Source organism: Dermacoccus sp. Tok2021, assembly GCF_019895135.1.
In the GTDB taxonomy this organism is placed as follows: Bacteria; Actinomycetota; Actinomycetes; order Actinomycetales; family Dermatophilaceae; genus Dermacoccus; species Dermacoccus abyssi.
Window position 1 is genome coordinate 22,216 of sequence record NZ_JAGTHU010000018.1, and the last position, 19,902, is coordinate 42,117.

The 19,902-nt window shown below is 68.8% G+C and carries 14 protein-coding genes and 1 riboswitch; all 14 genes read right to left on the reverse strand.

Annotated features, from left to right (window positions below; all coding sequences use genetic code 11):
- Positions 1-146 precede the first annotated feature (146 nt).
- Entirely contained in the window at positions 147-1,814 is a 1,668-nt protein-coding gene (locus tag K9D12_RS11065) for an RNA polymerase sigma factor (protein WP_223060230.1), read from the reverse strand.
- Positions 1,815-2,072: 258 nt separating this feature from the next.
- A complete protein-coding gene (locus tag K9D12_RS11070; RefSeq protein WP_047311427.1) occupies positions 2,073-2,429 on the reverse strand; it encodes a universal stress protein in 357 nt (118 codons plus the stop codon).
- Between the two features lie 65 nt (positions 2,430-2,494).
- Positions 2,495-3,673 carry a homoserine O-acetyltransferase gene (locus K9D12_RS11075; protein ID WP_223060231.1) on the reverse strand — a complete coding sequence of 393 codons (1,179 nt, stop codon included), beginning with the start codon at positions 3,671-3,673 and terminating at the stop codon, positions 2,495-2,497.
- A 36-nt stretch (positions 3,674-3,709) separates the two neighbouring features.
- A riboswitch (SAM riboswitch) is annotated at positions 3,710-3,819 on the reverse strand.
- Positions 3,820-3,932: 113 nt separating this feature from the next.
- Positions 3,933-4,919 (reverse strand): DUF4192 family protein, encoded by a 987-nt coding sequence (locus K9D12_RS11080; RefSeq protein WP_223060232.1) that lies wholly within the window; start codon positions 4,917-4,919, stop codon positions 3,933-3,935.
- Between the two features lie 71 nt (positions 4,920-4,990).
- Positions 4,991-5,374, reverse strand: a complete 384-nt coding sequence (locus K9D12_RS11085; RefSeq protein ID WP_047311425.1) for a YkvA family protein — start codon at positions 5,372-5,374, stop codon at positions 4,991-4,993.
- A gap of 102 nt (positions 5,375-5,476) precedes the next feature.
- Positions 5,477-6,169 carry an EcsC family protein gene (locus K9D12_RS11090; RefSeq protein WP_223060233.1) on the reverse strand — a complete coding sequence of 231 codons (693 nt, stop codon included), beginning with the start codon at positions 6,167-6,169 and terminating at the stop codon, positions 5,477-5,479.
- Positions 6,170-6,228: 59 nt separating this feature from the next.
- Positions 6,229-7,230 (reverse strand): PAC2 family protein, encoded by a 1,002-nt coding sequence (locus K9D12_RS11095; protein ID WP_082128765.1) that lies wholly within the window; start codon positions 7,228-7,230, stop codon positions 6,229-6,231.
- A 95-nt stretch (positions 7,231-7,325) separates the two neighbouring features.
- The gene (locus K9D12_RS11100; protein ID WP_118913106.1) at positions 7,326-7,763 is read right to left on the reverse strand and encodes an HIT family protein; all 438 of its coding nucleotides are present in this window, start codon (positions 7,761-7,763) and stop codon (positions 7,326-7,328) included.
- 19 nt (positions 7,764-7,782) lie between these two features.
- A complete protein-coding gene (gene hrpA, locus K9D12_RS11105) occupies positions 7,783-11,637 on the reverse strand; it encodes an ATP-dependent RNA helicase HrpA (protein WP_223060234.1) in 3,855 nt (1,284 codons plus the stop codon).
- 75 nt (positions 11,638-11,712) lie between these two features.
- Positions 11,713-12,897 carry a DUF4185 domain-containing protein gene (locus K9D12_RS15310; protein ID WP_223060235.1) on the reverse strand — a complete coding sequence of 395 codons (1,185 nt, stop codon included), beginning with the start codon at positions 12,895-12,897 and terminating at the stop codon, positions 11,713-11,715.
- A 32-nt stretch (positions 12,898-12,929) separates the two neighbouring features.
- Positions 12,930-14,183 (reverse strand): DUF445 domain-containing protein, encoded by a 1,254-nt coding sequence (locus K9D12_RS11115; RefSeq protein ID WP_370633497.1) that lies wholly within the window; start codon positions 14,181-14,183, stop codon positions 12,930-12,932.
- Positions 14,184-14,206: 23 nt separating this feature from the next.
- Positions 14,207-15,529 (reverse strand): McrC family protein, encoded by a 1,323-nt coding sequence (locus K9D12_RS11120; RefSeq protein ID WP_223060236.1) that lies wholly within the window; start codon positions 15,527-15,529, stop codon positions 14,207-14,209.
- A complete protein-coding gene (locus tag K9D12_RS11125) occupies positions 15,526-18,369 on the reverse strand; it encodes an McrB family protein (RefSeq protein WP_223060237.1) in 2,844 nt (947 codons plus the stop codon). The genes K9D12_RS11120 and K9D12_RS11125 overlap by 4 nt, the downstream gene beginning before the upstream one ends.
- Before the next feature lie 190 nt (positions 18,370-18,559).
- Positions 18,560-19,756 (reverse strand): phosphoglycerate dehydrogenase, encoded by a 1,197-nt coding sequence (gene serA / locus K9D12_RS11130; protein ID WP_322612543.1) that lies wholly within the window; start codon positions 19,754-19,756, stop codon positions 18,560-18,562.
- Positions 19,757-19,902: the final 146 nt, after the last annotated feature.

The window sequence follows — 19,902 nt, forward strand, 5'->3', positions numbered from 1 at the left end:
GTGCTGGGTTTGGCCGAAGATGCGACCGATATCCCTGCCACCTTCAGCCAAACCCACCATCCTTCGGCGTGAAGGGTTCCGACGACGTTCACCGCCGAAGGGCGCATCCCCCATGGGATGCGCCCTTCGGCGGTGAACGCCGCTACTCAGTCGAGGTAGTCGCGCAGAACCTGCGAGCGCGACGGGTGACGCAGCTTGCTCATCGTCTTGCTCTCGATCTGACGGATACGCTCACGCGTCACGCCGTAGACCTTGCCGATCTCGTCGAGCGTCTTCGGCTGACCGTCGGTGAGACCGAAGCGCATCGAGACGACGCCCGCTTCGCGCTCGCTCAGCGTGTCGAGCACCGAGTGCAGCTGCTCCTGCAGGAGCGTGAAGCTCACGGCGTCGGCCGGAACGACGGCCTCGGAGTCCTCAATGAGGTCACCGAACTCGCTGTCGCCGTCCTCGCCGAGCGGGGTGTGCAGGGAGATCGGCTCGCGACCGTACTTCTGGACCTCCACGACCTTCTCGGGGGTCATGTCGAGTTCCTTGGCCAGCTCGTCCGGGGTGGGCTCGCGGCCCAGGTCCTGGAGCATCTGGCGCTGGACGCGGGCCAGCTTGTTGATGACCTCGACCATGTGCACCGGGATGCGGATGGTGCGCGCCTGGTCGGCCATGGCGCGGGTGATGGCCTGACGAATCCACCACGTCGCGTAGGTCGAGAACTTGTAGCCCTTGGTGTAGTCGAACTTCTCGACCGCACGGATGAGGCCCAGGTTGCCTTCCTGGATGAGGTCGAGGAAGAGCATTCCGCGACCGGTGTAGCGCTTGGCGAGCGACACGACGAGACGCAGGTTGGCCTCGAGGAGGTGGTTCTTGGCGTTCTTGCCGTCCGAGGCGATCCACCACAGCTCACGCTTGAGCTTCATGTCGATCTTGTCGCCGGAGTCGAGCTTCTGCTCCGCGAACAGGCCGGCCTCGATGCGCTTGGCGAGCTCGACCTCCTGCTCGGCGTTGAGCAGCGCGACCTTACCGATCTGCTTGAGGTAGTCCTTGACCGGGTCGGCCGTGGCGCCTGCCGTGACGACCTGCTGAGCCGGGGCGTCGTCCTCGTCACCCTGACGCAGGACGAAGCCGCCCTTCTCGTCCTCCGGCTCGGAGGCGTCTCCGGCCTTGCTGTCGGAGACCTGCTCGGGCGTCTCGACATCGTCGCCGGTCTCGGCCGCGATGTCGACGGGCTCGACCTCGTCGACCTCGGGCTCGTCGGCGGCCTTAGTCGCCTTCTTTGCAGCAGACTTCTTCGCCGTTGCGGTCTTAGCCGTCGTGGCCTTGGCCGTGGCCGTCTTGGCGGCAGCCTTCTTGGCCGTCGTCTTCTTCGCAGCGGCCTTCTTGGCCGTCGTCTTCTTGGCGGGAGCCTCGTTGGCGGTCTCGTCCGCCTCGCTCGGCTCCTCGACAGCCGCAACCTTCGCGGTCGCGGTCTTCGACGTCACCTTCTTGGCGGTCCTCTTCTTGGCCGCAGTGGTCTTGGCCGCAGCGGACTTCGCGGTGGCCCTCTTGGCCGTGGTCTTCTTCGCGGCCGTCTTACGACGTCCGGCTGTGGTGGCCACGGCCTGCTCGGCGTGGGCCTGGTCGAGGACGACCTCGATGTTCTCGGCGGCCAGCGCCTTCAACACGGACTTCTGCTTGGCGGACGACACCTGTGCCTCTTCGATCGCGTCCTTCAATGCGACGCTGTCCACCGAGCCCGTCTCACGACCCGATTCGAACAGAGCTGCCAGAGCCGGGTGGTCGACATCCGCGGGAAGTGCGGGGGGCTGCGTGGTCTTCGACACTGTCGTCACCAACTACCTTCCGAAAGTGATGCGTCGCCGTCGTCGGCCGCAGGGCAGCGACGATCGAAGCGACACCGGAACGAGGAGTGCGATCACGAAACCCCGCGCTTGGCGCTCCGGGTGGTGACCGCTTCTTCACCCATTATAAAACTCGACGGCCGAAACCGCAGAATCACGGGGTTCAACGAGCTTCGATTGACGTTCATTCCCTGCCCCGGATCGGCCGCCATCTCAGCAACTGAAGGGCGTTCGGGAGCCTCAGGGCTTGACGGCGAGCACGGGGCACGGGGCGTCGAGCAACAAGCGCTGAGCACTCGTGCCCAGGATCAACTTGCCGACAGGGGTGCGCCTGCGCAGCCCGATGACGAGCAGGGCGGGCTGCACTCGGGAAATCTCCTCGAGGATGGATTCCACGGCGTCGGCGCCGTCCTGCACATCGACGACCTGTGCGCCGGTGTACTCCTCGGCCGCCTTGCGGGCCGCGGTGCGAGCCTCGTCCGAGGGCACCGTGCACACCACGATGAGCGGGCGACCCAGATCCTTCGACTGGCGAGCTGCCTCGGCGAGGGCGGCTTCGCCCTCGGGGCCGGGCGCGAAACTGACGATGACGGACATGGCGACCTCACTCGCGAAATTCGGAATCTGCCGTCACGCTACCCGAGGCCCCTGCGGTGGGCCACTCATGCGACGCCGCGCACGAGCCGCGGTGTTCCGCGCAACGGTCGCTGGACGAGTTCATGCACGAGCGACGCGATCTGGTCGGCCTCGATGAGGAATCCGTCGTGGCCGTAGGGCGAGTGGATCATGCGCAGTCGTCCGCGACCGTGGGCGCGCACCATCCGCGTCGATGCGCTCACGGGAAAGAGTCGATCGGAGTCGACTGCGGCCACGAGGAGTTCTCCTTCGTACGCCTCCAGCACCGCGTCGAGCCCGCCGCGTCCTCGCCCGATGTCGTGGGTCGCCATGGCCTGCGTCAGGCGCACGTAGGCCAGCGGGTCGAAGCGTCGCGCGAGTTTGGCCCCGTGGTGGTCGAGGTAGCCCTCGACGCTGAAGCGACCGCCCTCGAGCGGGTCCTCACCTGGCTGGGGCTCGGCGCCGAACCGTGCCTCGAACTCGCTTGCGCTGCGATACGAGGCGTGAGCGATCTGGCGGGCCAAGGCGAGGCCGTTCGTGGGAAACGTGCCGTGACGCAGGTAGTCGCCGTCGCGGAACTCCGGGTCGGACGTGATGGCGACGACCTGGGTGTGGCCCCAGGCAATCTGGTCCGCGGTCGCGCAGCCACTGCTCGCCACGACCAATGCCCGCTCGACGCGGTCCGGGAACCCCGCGACCCACTCGGCCGTGCGCATCCCCCCGAAGGAGCCTCCGATGACGGCGTGCAGGCGTCGCACACCGAGCGCTTCGAGGCACGCCGCCTCGGCGCGGACCTGGTCTCGGACGGTCACCTGCGGGAAACGTCCGCCCCAGGGTTCGCCGTCCGGAGCGAGCGAGATGGGGCCGGTACTGCCACGGCATCCACCGAGAACGTTGATGGCGACGACGAAGTACTCGTCGGTGTCGAGTGCTGCGCCGGAGCCGATGATTCCTGGCCACCAACCCGGGGTGGGCTGCCCGTCGCCAGTATCGCCGACGACGTGCGAATCACCCGTGAGCGCGTGCTCGACGAGGACGACGTTCGACGCGTCGTCGTTCAACTCGCCCCAGCACTCGTAGGTCATGACGACGTCCGGCAGCGTGCGGCCACTTTCGAGAACGACGTCTCCCAGAGCGACGGCTCGTGCCTGCGCGTTGAACCCACTCGGCGCCTGCACAGGACGCGTAGCGGCCGGTGCGACGTGCGCTGAATGAGAGCTCGCCATGTGTCCTCCTCGAAGGACTCGCCGAAGCGACTGGCGAGTCCGCGCTTGCCGCAGCGTTCACGGCCCTGTCGTCACCCGGGGCACCCCACCGCGGTGGAGGGTTGCCGCTCAGTCAGCCGGGGCTTGTGTGACCGAGACTCTTGACGCTTCGAGACTAGGGCGAGTGCAGCGAAGGCGCCAGGAAGGCCCCTGCTGATGTCCACGATGTGAAGCGCCGGCCCGGTGGCTGCCCGCACTCTCCCGCCTCGTCGCCACGACGTCAGCGACGGCGCCGCGCCGCATGATTCGGCCTCGCCGGCCGCAGGAAGTCCTCGTACGCCATGCCGGAGGAGGTCATCCTCACGACGAGGTCGACGAGAGGTAGGCGCGCGCCCCGTTCCTGGGCCTCGGCGGCGGCGAGCACAGCGCTGGGCCGCTCCCCTTCCCGCCAGCGCGCGAGCGCCACGAGACACAGCCAATGGGCTCGCGCCGGCTCGGGCACGGCGACGAGGATCTCCAACAGCCGCTGCGAACTCACCGGCTCGGACCAGCACTGCCGAGTGGTACGGGCTCCCGCGGCCAGTTCGGGCACGACGCTCCACACCATCTCGTCGCGCAGGAGTGGATCGGGCATGGCGTCGACGACGAGCGCCAGAGCCTCACGGTCGCGAGTGCTGTGGGGGTGCCCGGAGCCTGAGGCCACCTCACGCCAGGCCGCGCGCACCCGGCCGGTCTCGCCCGGTAGCCCGACGAGCAGGTCGGCGACGGCCCGTTGGGCCAGTGGCGAAACCGCGTGGAGGGCGGCCACGGCTTCGTCACGTGATGACGCCGGTTCGAGGCGTCCCTCGAGGGCCGATGCGAGGGAGGGCACATCGGCGGCAGTCGGCACTGGGGCCAGTGCACCGTCACAACACCCTTTGGTGCACGTCGTTGCCCACCAGACGTCAGGGGCCACGATGAGGGCGTGCTCCACCTCGACGGCCGGTGCGAGAGCCCGCGTGACGAGGTCGAGATCGACGTCGGGACTGCACTGGTAGGCCGTGACGACGACGCCACTCGTGCCGAGACGATTCGACGCCTCGACGACGCGATCGCGCACGTGGTGAACGTGCTCCGGGGTGACGACGGCTTCGTCGAAGCGGGCAGCCCCCGCAACTCGCCCGCCGTCCATGAACGTGACGACGAGGGACGCCGTCGGAGCGAAGCCGAACTCGTACGGCATGAGGGCGAGCAGCGGGCCCATGCCCGAGAGATGAAGTGTGGTCATGGCTTCACGAAGCCATGACCACACTTCTCACGACCAGTGCGAGGCGCTGGCGCCTGTGGACAAGGGCGTCCTCAGCGCACGCGCTCCCCCGCCAGCGTCACACCTGTGCGCTTCTCCCAGTCGAGGAAGTCGTCGGTGACGTGCACGAGCGAGCTCGCCAGCCACGTGAGGACGGCGGCGTCGTCCGCAAGACCCACGACTCCCAGGAGCGCCTCGGGCAGCAGATCGACCGGCGAGGCGACGTAGGCCGCAGCAGCCGTGAGCAGCGCGAGCTGCGCGGTGCTCACGCCCCGGTACGAACCGGAGCGCACAGCGCGAGCCAGGCGCGGAAGTGCGCTGAGGCGGGTCGTGAGCGAGGGACCTCCGGCGGCGGACGCCGCCGTCACTGCAGCAGCGAGGGATTTCAGGCCGGCGAGTCGGGTGACGCGGCGACCGAGCGAGGTGGGACGTGCCATCGAAGTGCCTCCGGTTGACGAGCGTTCAGGTGAATAAAGCGACAACGCCGACGCCACGCGGTGCATTCCGCGGGCGCGGGCGTCGTCACGATCGGCGGAGCGTCAGGCCGTGGGCGGCACGGCCGCGATGAAGTCCTTGCGCGCCGCGTCGGCGATCTTGCGCAGGAGCATGACGTCGAGCCCCGCACCGATGAAGCCACCCGCAACCGGGATGACGCGCGGGATGCGCGAGAGGAACTTGCGCCCGACCTGCGTGCCCAGGCGGAACGCGACGGACTTGTTGACGACCGCGAGCGCCGCCGGGGGCAGACGACGGGTCGCAACGTTCGTCGCGACACCGCCGCTGAACGCACCCATGCCCTTGAGAACCTGCGTGGCATCGGCGCCGATGAGGTCGAGCAGGATGGCCGAACGGACCGACTCGTCGCGCAGGTTGTGGCCGTACAGGTGCGCGATGGAGGCCACCATGCGCGTGGCAACGGTGTAGAAGCCGACGATGTTGGCGGGCAAAGCCACGGGCATCGTGATGAAGCCACCGAGGTTGGTGACGAACCCGTTCGCACCCGCGAGCTTCGTGTGTGAACGCACGATCGCGTCGACCGCGGCTTCGCGTGAACCGACCTTGTTCAACGCCTCGTCGGCCACCGTCGCCGCGGAGTCGAAGGTGGCGACGCCGCCGATGCCGGTGGAGATGAGGTGCTGGGCCAGGGAGTTGGCGGCGCGATCGAAGGTGCCGTTCGAGCCCTGAGCCGGCTCAATTTGCTTGTCGACTTTGTCTTTACCGAATCCGAACATGGGCTGATCCTTGCAGCGCACCGATGACTGGGCAACCGGTACCGCGAACGCGGGCCTCGTCAGTCGGCCTGGGGGCGATTCGGCGAACCGTCGGAGTCGTCCGAGTCGTCGGCGTGGTGGGCGGCGCCACGCTCGCCGCCGGGCGTGTCCTCGTTCTCGTCGCTGCCCGAACGCAGGAACTGCTCGAGTTCCTCGCCGATCTCGTCGGCGCTGGGCAGTTCGTTCATCTCGGCCGCGAGCAACGACCGGCGCCGGCGGCCCTCGGTGAACGTGTCGTACTGCTGCTCGAGGCCGGAGACTACCTCGGTGACCTCGTCGTTCTCCCCGACCTGCTTGGCGATGTCGGCCCGGTGCAACCCGGCGATGGCGGCCAGCTCCTGCGCCGGAATCGCGAGACCGGTGAGCCCGGTGACGCACTCGAGAGCCGCGATGGCGGCGTCGCCGTACTCGACCTGCACGAGGTAGTGCGGCACGTGGACGGCGAATCCGGCCGTGTCGATGCCGGCCTCGGCGAGACGAATGTGGAGCAGCCCCTCGGCGCTGGCCGGGATCTGGACGTTGCCGAACAGCGGCTCGTTCTCGGTGAGGTAGCGCTGGTTCGAGGCGTAGCGCGTGAAGCCGATGGGACGCGTGTGCGGCACCGCCATCGGGATGCCGTGCGCGCTCACCATGAGACTGACGCCGAACATCGAGGCGAGCATGCGCGTGGCCTCGGCGACGCGCTCCCACTGGTAGTCGGGCTCAGGGCCGGTGAGCAGGAGGAACGGCGTGCCCTCGGCGTCGATGACGCGGTAGAGCACGAGCGACGGGTCGTCGTACTCGCTGAAGCGGTCGCGGTCGAACGTCATGACCGGACGACGGCCGCGGTAGTCGAGCAGCTGGTCGAGGTCGAACGACGCGACGACCGTGTGCTCGAGGGTGCCGAGGATGTGCTGGGACATGAGCTTCTGAGCGAAGCCCGCATCGATGAAGCCGCCGAGGGCGACGACCATCGTGCTCGCACGCAGGTCGTGCGAGGTCGTGTCCGTCTCCAGACGAAACAGCTGAGCCGGGTCGAGCACTGGCCTCTCCTTCGATTCGATGTGCCTGGTGCAACGTCCCCGTCACACGGAAGATTCCCGCATCGCTGCGGGCGAACAACCGACTCGCGGGACGCTCAGTTCGCGGCCGCGTCCACGACGTGCTCGCCGTGACCGGCGCTGCGCAGGCTCTCGCGCAGCTTCTGCGCGTTGGCTGCGAGGATCTGCTGGTCCTGGCCGTGAACGACGTCGTGCGGGTCGAAGTCCGCAGGCGACTGCGTCGGCCACACGTGCAGGTGCAGGTGGGCCACCTCGTAGCCCTCCGCGAGCAGGCCGATGCGCTTGGCCGACCAGGCCTCCTGCTGCGCCTGCCCGATCTTCTGCGCCACGTCCATGAGGTGCGAGAGCACCTGCGGGTCCGCGGCCGTCCACTCCTCGATCTCCTCGCGGGGCACGACGACGATGTGCCCGTCGGTGATCGGGTCGATCACGAGAAAGGCCACGCACGTCTCGTCCTGCCAGACGAAGTGACCGGGGATGTTGCCGTCGATGATCTGCGTGAAGATGCTCGCCATGTCTCCAACCTAGAGGAGATCAGAGCGCTTCGGCAGCGTCCATCGCCTTGTAGATGCGCTGGGGCGAGACAGGATGAGCCGTGCCGAGGCGCTGCGCGAACAGGCTCACGGCGAGTTCCTCGATCATCCAGCGGATGTCGACGACGTCGGCGTCGGTGCGGCGTTCGGGGCGCAGCGCCGCGAGCATGTCCTCGTACTCGGCGCGCACGGTGGCGAGCTGATCGGCTCGGTCGGCGTCCCGCGCGGTGTCGGTGACGCCCTTCGTCACACGCTCGAGCAGCGCGCGGACGTAGACGTCGAGGCGCGGCAAGCGAGCCATGCCGGTCTGCGCGACGAAACCCGGATGGATGAGCGCGACGAGGTGGGCTGCGACGTCGTCGTGCAACGCCTTGGCAGCCGGCGACGTGAGTTTGCCCAGCGCGAGCTCCACCTCGTGCGCGTGCTCGAGCACCGGGGCGAGCTTCTCCGACGCCTCGAGAACGAGCGGTGCCACCTGCTGACGGACCGTGCGCAGCGCCTCCTCGAATTGTTCGGGCGTGCGCACCTCGTGGTTCGGCATCCCCGCGACGACGGAGTCGACCGCCGCGGCGAGCACGTCGTCCATGAGGGCCGTCATCGAACCGTGCGGGTTGTTGCCCAGGGCCAGCTTCTGGCGGTTCGACATCAGACCGAGGATCCGTTTCCACGGCACCTGGGTGTTGAGCAGCAGAAGTCGACGCGTGCCGAGGCGGCTCGCCTGCGTCGCTTCGGAGCGCGTTCCGAGCACCTCGACGGCCACGCTCTCGCCGTGATCGACGAGGGCCGGGTAGCCGGTGATGCGCTGGCGGCCCGTGGTCTTCGTGAAGGTGGACGGCAGGTCGTCGAGGGTCCAGGCGGTGAGGCCTTTTTTCTCGAGGTCGCCGGCGGCCTTGGACATCGACTGACGCAGACGCCCCGCGAGCGCGTCCTGAAGCTCAGCGAGGTTCTTGCCCTCACGCAGTCGTTTGCCCCGAGCGTCCTCCACCCTGAAGGTGACCTTGAGGTGATCGGGAAGGCGGTCGGTGTCCCAACTACCCTCGGGCACACGCACTTTGGCGAGGTCGAACAGGGCGTCGGCGAGCTCGTCGGTGAACGGACGCTCGCCCGCCGCGCCACCCGCGTCCATGAGTGCGAGCGCCCGGCGCGCATGATCCGGCGCGGGCACGAAGTTGCGGCGCACGTTCTTCGGCAGCGACTTCACAAGGGCGGTGGCGAGTTCCTCACGCATACCGGGCACGAGCCAGTCGAAGCCCTCGTCACTGACCTGGTTGAGCACCGGCAGTGGGATGTGAACGGTCAACCCGTCGGCGTCCGCGCCCGGCTCGAACTGGTACGTCAACCTCAGCTTGAGCTTCCCCTGGCGCCACGACTTCGGGTAGGCCGTCTCGTCCACGGCCTTCGCGTCGTCGGCGACGAGGAAGTCCTCGGTGAAGGTGAGGAGCTCGGGCTCGGTGCGCCGCTTCTCCTTCCACCACCTGTCGAAGTGCGCACCCGAGACGATGGATGCGGGCAGGCGCTCGTCGTAGAAGTCGAAGAGCGTGTCGTCGTCGACGACGAGATCGCGGCGGCGAGCGCGCGCTTCGAGGTCGGCCATGCGGGCCATGAGGCGGGCGTTGTCCTTGAGGAACGCGTGCTGCGCATCCCAGTCACCCTCGACGAGAGCGTGACGGATGAACAGGTCCCGGGCCGTCTCGGGTTCGAGCGGTCCGAGCGCCACCCGGCGCCCGACGACGAGCGGGACGCCGTAGAGCGTGACGCGTTCGAGCGCGACGGCGGACGCCCGCTTGCGCTCCCAGTGCGGCTCCGCGTGCGAACGCTTGACGAGATGCGCGCCGGCTTTCTCGACCCACAGCGGGTCGACGACGGCGTTGGTGCGCGCCCACATCCGGGTGGTCTCCACGAGTTCGCCCGCCATGACCCAGTCGGGCTGGCGGCGGAAGAGCGTCGATCCGGGCTGGATGGCGAAGCGCGCGTTGCGGGCACCGAGGTACTCACGCTTCTCCCGATCACGCACACCAACGTGACTGAGCAGTCCCGTGAGCAGCGCTTCGTGGATGGCGTTCTCGCTCGCGGCGTTGTCACTCATGAACAGCTTCGCCTGCTTGCAGGCCGCCTTGAGCTGCGCGTGCAGGTCCTGCCACTCCCGAAGGCGCAGATAGTGCAGGTACTCGCGCTTGGCGAGGCGGCGGAAGGCGCTCGAGGAGAGCTCCCGCTGCTGCTCACGCACGTAGTTCCACAGGTTGAGGTAGCCGAGGAAGTCGCTCGATTCGTGCTTGAACCGGGCGTGCTGCTGGTCGGCCTGGGCCTGCGCGTCGGCCGGTCGCTCCCGCGGATCCTGGATCGACATGGCAGCAACGATGATGAGCACCTCGCGCAGCGACCCGTTGGCCGCGGCGGCGACGAGCATCCGCCCCATGCGCGGGTCGACGGGCAGGCGCGCGAGGGTGCGGCCCGTCGGTGTGAGCTTCTTGCGCTGCCCGCTCGCCTTCGTGTCGAGCGCGTGCAGCTCCTCGAGGAGCGCCAGGCCGTCCTTGATCTGACGGGCGTCGGGCGCATCGACGAAGGGGAAGCGCGCGATGTCGCCAAGGCCGAGCGACGTCATCTGCAGGATGACGCTCGCGAGGTTGGTGCGCAGGATCTCCGGGTCGGTGAACTCCGGACGCGACTCGAAGTCCTCCTGCGAGTAGAGGCGGATGCAGATGCCGTCGGCCACACGTCCGCAGCGTCCGGCGCGCTGCCGGGCCGACGCCTGCGAGATCGGCTCGATGGGCAACCGCTGGACCTTCGTGCGTTGGCTGTAGCGCGAGATGCGAGCCGTGCCGGTGTCGATGACGTAGCGGATGCCCGGCACCGTCAGCGATGTCTCGGCGACGTTCGTCGCGAGGACGATGCGTCGGCCGTTGTGCGGCGCGAACACCTTGTGCTGCTCGGCCGCGGAGAGTCGGGCGTAGAGCGGAACGATCTCGACGTCGTGCCGGGCGCGACCCCAGTCGGCGCCGCGCAAGGCGTCGGCTGCGTCGCGGATCTCGCGTTCACCGGAGCAGAAGACGAGGATGTCCTGGCTCGAACCGTCGCCACTGCCGGAACGCCAGAGCTCCTGGGCGGCCTCGACGATGCCGGTGACCTGGTCGATGTCCTCGACCTTGGGCTCGTCCTTGGGTGACGAGGGCGCGATCTCGCGCACGAGCGGGCGGTAGCGCATCTCCACCGGAAACGTCCGCCCGGAGACCTCGATGATGGGCGCCGGGCCCTTGTCGCTCGCGAAGTGCTCCGCGAAGCGCTCCGGGTCGATCGTCGCCGACGTGATGATGACCTTGAGGTCGGGCCGGCGGGGAAGCAGCTGCTTGAGGTAGCCCAGGATGAAGTCGATGTTGAGGCTGCGCTCGTGCGCCTCGTCGATGATGAGGGTGTCGTACTGACGCAGGTCGCGGTCGCGCTGCATCTGCGACAGGAGGATGCCGTCGGTCATGACGCGCACACGCGTCTTCTTCGACGACTCGTCGACGAAGCGCACCTGGTACCCGACGACGTCACCGAGCTCGACCGCGAGTTCCTCGGCGAGACGTTCCGCCACCGAACGGGCAGCGATGCGTCGTGGCTGCGTGTGCCCGATGGCGCCGCCGAGGCCGCGGCCGAGTTCCAGGCAGAACTTCGGCAACTGGGTTGTCTTGCCCGATCCGGTCTCACCCGCGACGACGACGACCTGGTGGTCTCGGATCGCCTCGATGATCTCCTCACGAGCCTCGGCGACGGGCAGGTGCGCCGGGTAGTTGAGGACGAACGGGGCGCTCTCCTGCGTGTCAGGTGCGGGAGCCTCGGATACGGCGGACGGGGACGGATTCACTGAACTGGTCACAGTCCTTCCAGTCTCTCACGGCTCGGCAAGGCGATTTCGGTGGTCAACCCTGCGGGAGAACCGTCAGAGCACCGCTCAGTGCGCCGGTACCTCGAGGAACTTGGGGCGTCCCTTGCGCGGGTCGGCCAGGAGGTCGGCGAACGACTCGGTGTTGCGCGAGAGCGTGACGAGGAGGTCTCCACTCGGCGTCGCGAGTTCCGGATGCGCGAGCGGCTGGTAGGCGACGACGCCGTCACCTTGGGAGTACGGCTCGGCCACGGCCCGTTCGCCCCGCCAGGGACCCGACGGTATGGGCGCGCTCCACACCCCGATGTTCTGCCCGAACTCACCGCCCTGCTTCGACACGAGCACGAAGCGCTCGCCTCGGCGCACGACGGAGAAGGTCTGTGAGACACCCTCGTGCGCGAGAAGGAACGGACGGGCAGCCCCCGCGTCGGTGACGAACGTGCGGCCGTTCCAGAACTGCCACTCCGGGCCGTCGGACAGCTGCGCGAGTCGGGTTCGCGCCACGTACGCGCCCTTTCCGGTGCTGCCCTTGGGCTGCTGGCTGCCGTAGACGTAGACCCAGCCCTCGTCGCCGACGAGCGCCGAACCCCAGTTGATCTGCTCGGCATCGGCGTTGTCGGGCGTCACGTCGAAACGGGTGACGGGCTGCGGCGCGCCGCCACGCTCGACGGCGTAGGCGGCCATCGTCATGCCGCGGTAGGAGAAGTCGAAGAGGCCCTCCTTTCCCGGTTCGATCCGGGAGCACCCGACGAGGACGATGTCGGCACCGCGCATCGGCACCGTCATGGCGCTGTTGGGCCAGCACACACGGCGTCCCTCGAATCCGCCGATGACCGGGCCGTTTCCCGGAGCGCGCACCTCGTCGAAGCACCGCCCCGTCCCGACGAGCATGCTGTTGGCGACCACACGTGGGTTCGTGCCCTTCGCCCGTGTGGTGTCGCCGAAGATCCAGAGCACCCGTCCATCGCTGAGCGGGGTCGTCACTCCGACGTCGCCGCTGCGCCAGGTCGCGAGCGACAACGAGGCCATGTCGCTTCCCCGCTCGGCGGCCGACGCCCGCGTGACTGCACGTTTCTCGGCGCTGCACTCGCTGCGCACGAGCGCGTTCGGTGCGGCCGCGAGCGCCTTGTCGGCCCTGTCGAGAAAGGGTCGCGACCCGATGCGATCGGTGGAATCGGGGACGCTGAGCGTACAGCCACCGAAGGCGAGCGTGAGGCCGGTGGCCCCCACGAGTGCGACACGGCGACGTCGCACTCGTGTTGGCCTGCTCCGGCGCGGCGTCATCGTCAGGGAAGCAGCTGCGAGACGGCGTGGATGAAGAGGCCGACGAGGCCACCGACGACGGTGCCGTTGATGCGGATGAACTGCAGGTCGCGCCCGACGAACGTCTCGATGCGATCCGACGCGTCCTGGGCGTCCCAGCGCTCGACCGTCGAGGAGATGAGGGTCGTGATCTCGTGGCCGTAACTCGTGACGAAGCTGGCCGCGCCCGACTCGAGGCGTCGCTCCACGGTGGCGCGCAATGCCTCGTCGTGCTGGAGCCGGACGCCGAGGGCGCGCAGGTGTTCGACCATCCGCTCGCGCAGGGCACCCTGCTCGTCGAGGAGCGCGTCAGTGAGCATGCGGCGTACCGACCCCCACAGGGCGATCGCCGAGTCGGCGACGCTCGGGTGGTCGAGGAAACGCTCCTTGAGGTTCTCCGCCTGCTCCTGCGTGCGCTCGTCGTGCTGCAGGTCGTGGGCGGCGCGGGCGAGGAAGGCGTCGATGGCCTTGCGCATGTTGTGGTTCGGGGTGTCGCGCACCTCGGCGAGCCACTTGACGATCTCGAGGTGGATGCGATCGACGACGGCGTCGTCGAGCCACTGCGGTGACCACCAGGGGGCCTTGGCGCCGACGATGCGGGAGACGGCTTCCTTGTTCTGGCTCACCCACACGTGCATCTCGGTGACACACACGTCGACGAAACCGTGGTGGGTGCCGTCGGCGACGATGCCCTCGAGCAGGTGGCCGGCGAGTTCACCGATGGGTTCGCGGCGCAGTCGCGGCAGGAGGACGGTGTCGAGGAAGTGACGCACCTCGTCGTCGTCGAGGGTCTCGACGGCGCGGCACAGGGCCGGGGCTGCGTCGGCGACGACGCGCTCGGCGTTGCCGGGACGCTCGATCCACTCCCCGAGCCGGCGCGGGATCTCGGCCTGGCCGATACGTTCCGTTACGAGCTCGGGCGTGAGGAAGTTCGAGCCGACGAACTCCTCGAGGCTCTTGCCGAGCTGGTCCTTGCGCGTCGGGATGATGGCGGTGTGCGGCACCTTGAGGCCGAGCGGGTGACGGAACAGCGCCGTCACGGCGAACCAGTCGGCGACGGCACCCACCATCGCGGCCTCGGAGGCGGCGTTGACATAGCCCCATACGCCGTCTCGACCGTGCGTCAGGACGAAGACGAGCGCCGCGAACGCCAGCAGGCCCGTGGCCACGAAGCGCATGCGGCGCAGGGCGGCTCGGCGCTGTTCGTCGGATTCGGGAAGGGCGAGGCTCGTCGACACCCCGACAGAATAGCGAGCGTGCGTCAGGCGGCGAGACGCCTCACGGTATCGGCAAGGGAATCTAGCAGTTGCTGGATCTCGGGCCAGGTCTGTTCGAGGTCGATGTGGCGCGCGTGGACGTCGGTTCCGGTGCCGGGCATCCGGATGCGTGAGGCCGGACGGCGCGCCGCGTGGGCGTAGACGACGAGGGCGTTCGCGAGACCGAGGGACGAGGCCTGGACAACGACGGGGAAGAACGTGGCGGCGTCGTTCGCGATGGCCGTCATCGCCGAAGCGGCCGCTCCGCGGGATCGGGTGCCGGTCGTGGCGCCGAACGATGGCGGCATTGCGCTGCGTTGCAGGGCGCGGGCCGTCACGTCGGAGGTGACGGCGTCCGGCGTGCCGAGGTGGTAGCAGGTGCCCAACACGAGCACCGGACCGCGCGGGCCACTGACGAGAACGTCGGCGTTGGCCTGCACCCCACTCGACTCCCCCGGGTCGAGCTGTTCGGTCTGTTCGACACGCAGCCCGGGCCACAGACGCGAGCGCAGCTCACCGGCCACGAAGCGCAGGAAGACGTACTCGACGTCGAGCAGGAACGCGTGCGCCTGCTGTACGCCCTCCTCGTGCCGGATGGCGAAACCGTCGAGCGCGAGACGCGCGAGGTCGAGCGCCTGTTCGTAGTGCTCGTTGAGTCGCGTGATGACGATGTCGGTTGCGCGTTCGGCGGCGGACGGCGAGCCGACGCCCTCGAAGCGGGCGAGCAGTTCGACGGCCCGACGCCGAGTGGACGGCGACAAGCCGTGACCCGTGAGGATGACGCGCACCGCGGCGGCGAGGACGCGGTTCTCCTCGACGTCGGCCGTGAAGTCGTCGTAGCGGCACTCGGGCTGCGCAGCGGTCCACGGACGTCGGGCGATCTCCTCGACGAGCAGGCGCCCACGGATCGTGGCGAGTGGTTCCTGACGCGACTGGTAACCGTGCAGAAGGCCGCGACGGGTGGCCGCTTCGATGGCCCGCAGGACCGCGAGCGCTGACCCGTCGAGCAGTTCGTCACTCGCGAAACCGCTCGTGCCCTGCCCCCAGACGACCTCGTCGCCGAGGCCGGCCAGCATCGCGAAGAGCGAGTGCATCGGCGCGGCCGGAGTAATACGGATCTGCAGGCCCGGCACGCTGATCGATCCGACCCATGACGTCGTCTCGAGGACGACGGTCTGCGGGTCGGCGGTGGCGAGCACCTTGACCTTGTCATCGGCGACGGCGAAGAGGGCGCTGCGCCCTTCGGCGCTCAGGCGGACCGGTGCGGAGCGGGCATGCTCACCGACGACGACCGTCTGCACCTGTTCGCCGGCCACCGCCTCGGTCATCCGCCGTCGCGCGCCGTGGCGCTGTCGGAAGCGGCCTCCGCACGAGCGGCTTCGCCGTGGCGCGCCTCGACGGCGTCCCACGTGAACGTGGCGAGCACGTCCTCGCGGCCGTAGAGCTGGTCCTCGATGAACGGGTAGATGCCGTACTGCCACACCCGGCGCAGCTTCTCGTCGTCGAGATCGGTCGACATGAAATGGCTGTGACCGATCTGCAGGTGCGGGCCGCGCAGGATCTGACGCAGTTCGTCGTTCACGCGGTCGACGAGACCGGCCACCCACACGGGGCCGTCGTTCTTGACGAGCCAGCGCGCGAGCAGTCCCTCCATCGGACCCTCGTGCGGCATGAACGGCAGGAAGTGGAAGCGACGACGCAGGGCCGCGTCGACGAGCGCGATGGACCGGTCGGCCGTGTTCATCGTGCCGATGAAGTACAGGTTCGCCGGCAGCTGGAAGCCTTCGTCGGGGCGGTAGCTCGTCATGACCGAGTGGGAGCGGTACTCGAGCAGGAAGAGCAGTTCACCGAAGACGCGCGGCAGGTTGGCGCGGTTGATCTCGTCGATGATCATGACGTGCGGCGTCGTCGGGTCGGCCTCGGCCGCCTCGGCGAGCAGCGCCAGCGGGCCCTTGCGCAGTTCGTAGACCATCGCGCCGCCGGCGTCGAGGCGCGGGCGATAGCCCTCGAAGAAGTCCTCGTAGGAGGTCGAGGGGTGGAACTGGACGATGGCGCGCTTGGCGGGGTCCGGCTGGAGCGCGGCGGCGAAGCGCTGCGCCATGAACGTCTTGCCGGTACCGGGCGGACCGTAGAAGATGACCTGCTTCTTGTCCTTGAGAAGTCCGTCGATCTCGCGGACGAACTCCTCGTCGACGAGCAGGTCGGCGGCGGCCTCGGCGAGCAGGTCGCGCTCGGGGTCGATGCTCGATTCACCAGTGCGCAGCAGCCAGTGGGCGAACTGGGCCTGACCCCACGGATCGGCGGGCAGGAGGGGCTCAAGCTTGGCACGCAGACGATCGCCCGCGAGGACGTGCAGGCGTCCGCGCGAGAGCTCACGGCGGCGCGGCAGCGACACGTCGAGGGCCTGCGCCATAGCCACCTTGCCGTCGCGTCCGGCCATCGCGTAGACGGGCAGGTAGCGGTGCGGGTGCGCGATGGCGAGCAGCTTCATGACGACGGACTCGTCGAGTGCCACGTCGTCGGAGTTCGTGGGCGCGAGGGCCGCATCGATGCGGTCGGCGTCGTCACCTTCGCCCCACAGCAGGTGCGTCAGGGTGCGCGAGAGGTTCTCCAGGCCCTGCGCGTCCAGCGCGGCGAGGCGGGCGTCGAGGACCGAGTGCGTGCCGGTGGAGCCGTACGCTCCCCCGGCGATGATGCGCCGGAACGTCGCGAGGTCGAACGCCGCGAGCGCCTCGGGCTCCAACGACGCGGCGAACTCACGGCGTCGTTCGATGTGCCACTGGTCGCGCTCGGCCGGGTACGGACGCTCGGCGAGGAACGTGCCCAGGGCGACGGCGAGTTCCTCGTCGACGCCGGCGCCGCGTGTGTCGGCGCCACGCATGATGTCGACGAGCGGCATGAGACGGCGAACCGTCTCCTCGATCTCGTCGCCGAAGTCGATGCGTCCCACTCCTTCGGGATGCGGGAACCAGCGCCCCACGAAGACGTCGCCGCCCTCGTAGGTGTCGCCCGTCGGACGCAGACGGTCCGACGACGAGGTGGGCGCCACATGAATGAACTCGAGGCCTTGGGGTAGGGCACCGTCGAGGCGCGTGCCGAGCGCTTCGTGACGCGCGGAGCTCGAGGCGCCCTCCCACCCGGAGACCAGACCGACGGCGATGCCGGAGCGCGTGAGCCAGACCCGGATGCCGGGTGCGCCACCGCTGCTCGCAGGCAGCAGCCACGTCGTGTGCGAGTCACATCGGTACGCGGCGCGTGCCGTCGTGTCGGTACGAGTCTGCAGGCTCGTCTCCGCGAGGTCGACGCCGGTGACACGCTCGAGCGCCTTGTGCAGGGTGCGCGCAACGAGAGCGGCGTGACCACGCAGCTGCAGCGCAAGGGATGCAGCGCGTGCCTCGTCCTCGGCGGCGGCGTAGCCGACACCGGGGGTGTACGTGGCGTGCAGGCGAGCGGCTTCCTCCGTGAGGGCGGGCAGTGCCTCGCCGAAGCCGACGAACGAGGGGTCGTCACCGAGGTGGCTGACGACACGCTGGGCGATGTGCGACTGCCCGGGCGCGAAGGCACGTGCGAGGTCGACGAACGCGACGTAGCGCTCCGCGTGGGTGAGATGACGCCCCATCCATCCCAGGGTCTGGAACGTGTCCGATCCACCCGGCCACAGGATCGGCCAGTCGGCCTCCGTGTCCGTGGCCCACATGAGCGACAGCACCGACGGAATGCGTGAAAGGTCCGGGCCTGCTCCCCCCACGGTCTCCTCGACGAGACGGATCGCGGCCGTGGCTTCGTCGTAGGACGTGGGCGTGTGCAGCGCCCAGGCAAGTGCCGCCTCGAGTTCACTGCGTCGGCCCTCACAGTGGGCAACGACGCGCGGCAGCCAGTGCCGTGCCAGCGACACGGCAGCCGAGTACGGGCCGGGACGAGCGGCCCACTCCTCCAGACGGGACGTGAAGAGGTCGACGTTCGGCGAGCGCATCATGTCGGCGATGAACTCACGCGCCTCGCCGCACCGCACGGGAGCGAGGGCGTCGAGCTGGTGCCAGGACCCGACGAACACCGGATCCGCTTCGGCCCGAGCTCGCATGAGGTCGAACGTGCTCGCCCACCGGGCGAGGTCGAGCCGACGCTGAGCGGCTTCCGCTTCGTCAGGCTGCGGCGCGTGCACGTCCATCGGCTACCTGTCGTCCGTTCGTCGTGAAGGCTTCGTACGCGGCCTCGAGGTGAGGTCTCGTCACCGAGGCAGCGGAATCCATCCTACGTCGCAGCACGACATGGAACGCCCGTCCGACTCCTCCGGTCCTCGGGCGTTCCCCGGGCGCTTCGCCGCACGGCGGAAGGCCCGGGGCGCCTCGTCAGGCTCCTCAGTTGACGACGCGCAGACGGATCGTCTCCGGCATCGACCGCAGCTGGTCGAGCAGCGCCTCGGGCAGCTGGGAAACGACGTCGGTGACGACGTAGCCGCTCTCGGCCGAGGTGTCGAGCATCTGGCCCTCGATGTTGACGCCGTGCTCGGCGAGGATGCCGTTCATCCGGGCCAGGACGCCGGGGAGGTTCTGGTGGAAGTGGATGAGGCGGTGCTGGCCGGGACGCTCGGGCAGGTTGAGCGAGGGCAGGTTGACGTTGAGCGTCGTCGAACCGCGCTGGATGTAGTCGCGCAGCTTCGCGGCGACGAAGCGACCGATGTCCTCCTGCGCCTCCTCGGTCGAGCCGCCGATGTGCGGTGTGAGGACGACGTTCGCGAGGCCCTGCAGGGGCGAGCTGAACGGTTCGCCCTTCGACTTGGGCTCCTCGGGGAAGACGTCAACGGCCGCACCGGCGATGTGACCGGACTCGAGGTGCGTCTTGAGCGCGTCGTAGTCGACGACGAAGCCGCGCGAGAGGTTGAGGAACAGCGCCCGCGGACGCATGGCTGCGAACTGCTCGGCGCCGAAGAAGCCGGCGTTGCCGGAGCGACCGTCGACGTGGAGCGTGACGACCTCGGCGACCGACAGCAGCTCCTCGAGGGAGCTGCACCGCGTGGCGTTTCCGAGCGCGAGCTTGTCGTCGGTGTCGTAGAAGTAGACCTTGAAACCGAGCATCTCGGCGACGACGGACAGCTGGGAACCGATGTTGCCGTACCCGACGATGCCGAGGCGGCGACCGCGCACCTCGTGGCTGCCCTTGGCGTCCTTGAACCAGACTCCGTCGTGCAGCGCGCGGTCCTTCTCGGTGAGACGGCGGGCCATGATGATGATTTCGGCGATGGCGAGCTCGACGACCGAGCGCGTGTTGGAGAACGGCGCGTTGAACACGACGACGCCCTTCTGCGCTGCCACGGCGAGGTCGATCTGGTTCGTGCCGATGCAGAAGGCTCCGATGGCCTCGAGGCTCGGCGCGTTCTCGAGGACGCGGGCCGTCACCTCGGTCTTGGAGCGGATGCCGAGCAGCTGAACCCCCTCGAGCGCCTCGATGAGCTCGTCCTCGTCGAGAGCCCCGACGCGGGTCTCGACCTCGAAACCGGCATCACGGAGCAAGGACTCTCCGAGGGGGTGGACGTTCTCGAGCAGCAGTGCCTTCACAGGGAGAGTTCCTTTCCGGTGTGGCGGTTGCGCCCGCCAATGAGATCGCGGGCTGCTCACATCATGAGACAGCACCGGGCGCCGCGGACGCCGACGCATCTCACGAAATAAGACGAGCGCGGGGCGCCGCCCCGAAGGACGACGCC

Bases quoted from the DNA above. Each gene is read 5' to 3' on its own strand.
- K9D12_RS11070 (WP_047311427.1), bottom strand. From the start codon at position 2,429: ATGTCCGTCATCGTCAGTTTCGCGCCCGGCCCCGAGGGCGAAGCCGCC.
- K9D12_RS11100 (WP_118913106.1), bottom strand. From the start codon at position 7,763: ATGGCGAGCATCTTCACGCAGATCATCGACGGCAACATCCCCGGTCAC.
- K9D12_RS11120 (WP_223060236.1), bottom strand. From the start codon at position 15,529: ATGACCGAGGCGGTGGCCGGCGAACAGGTGCAGACGGTCGTCGTCGGT.
- K9D12_RS11085 (WP_047311425.1), bottom strand. From the start codon at position 5,374: ATGGCACGTCCCACCTCGCTCGGTCGCCGCGTCACCCGACTCGCCGGC.
- K9D12_RS11090 (WP_223060233.1), bottom strand. From the start codon at position 6,169: ATGTTCGGATTCGGTAAAGACAAAGTCGACAAGCAAATTGAGCCGGCT.
- K9D12_RS11075 (WP_223060231.1), bottom strand. From the start codon at position 3,673: ATGGCGAGCTCTCATTCAGCGCACGTCGCACCGGCCGCTACGCGTCCT.
- K9D12_RS11080 (WP_223060232.1), bottom strand. From the start codon at position 4,919: ATGACCACACTTCATCTCTCGGGCATGGGCCCGCTGCTCGCCCTCATG.
- K9D12_RS11125 (WP_223060237.1), bottom strand. From the start codon at position 18,369: ATGGACGTGCACGCGCCGCAGCCTGACGAAGCGGAAGCCGCTCAGCGT.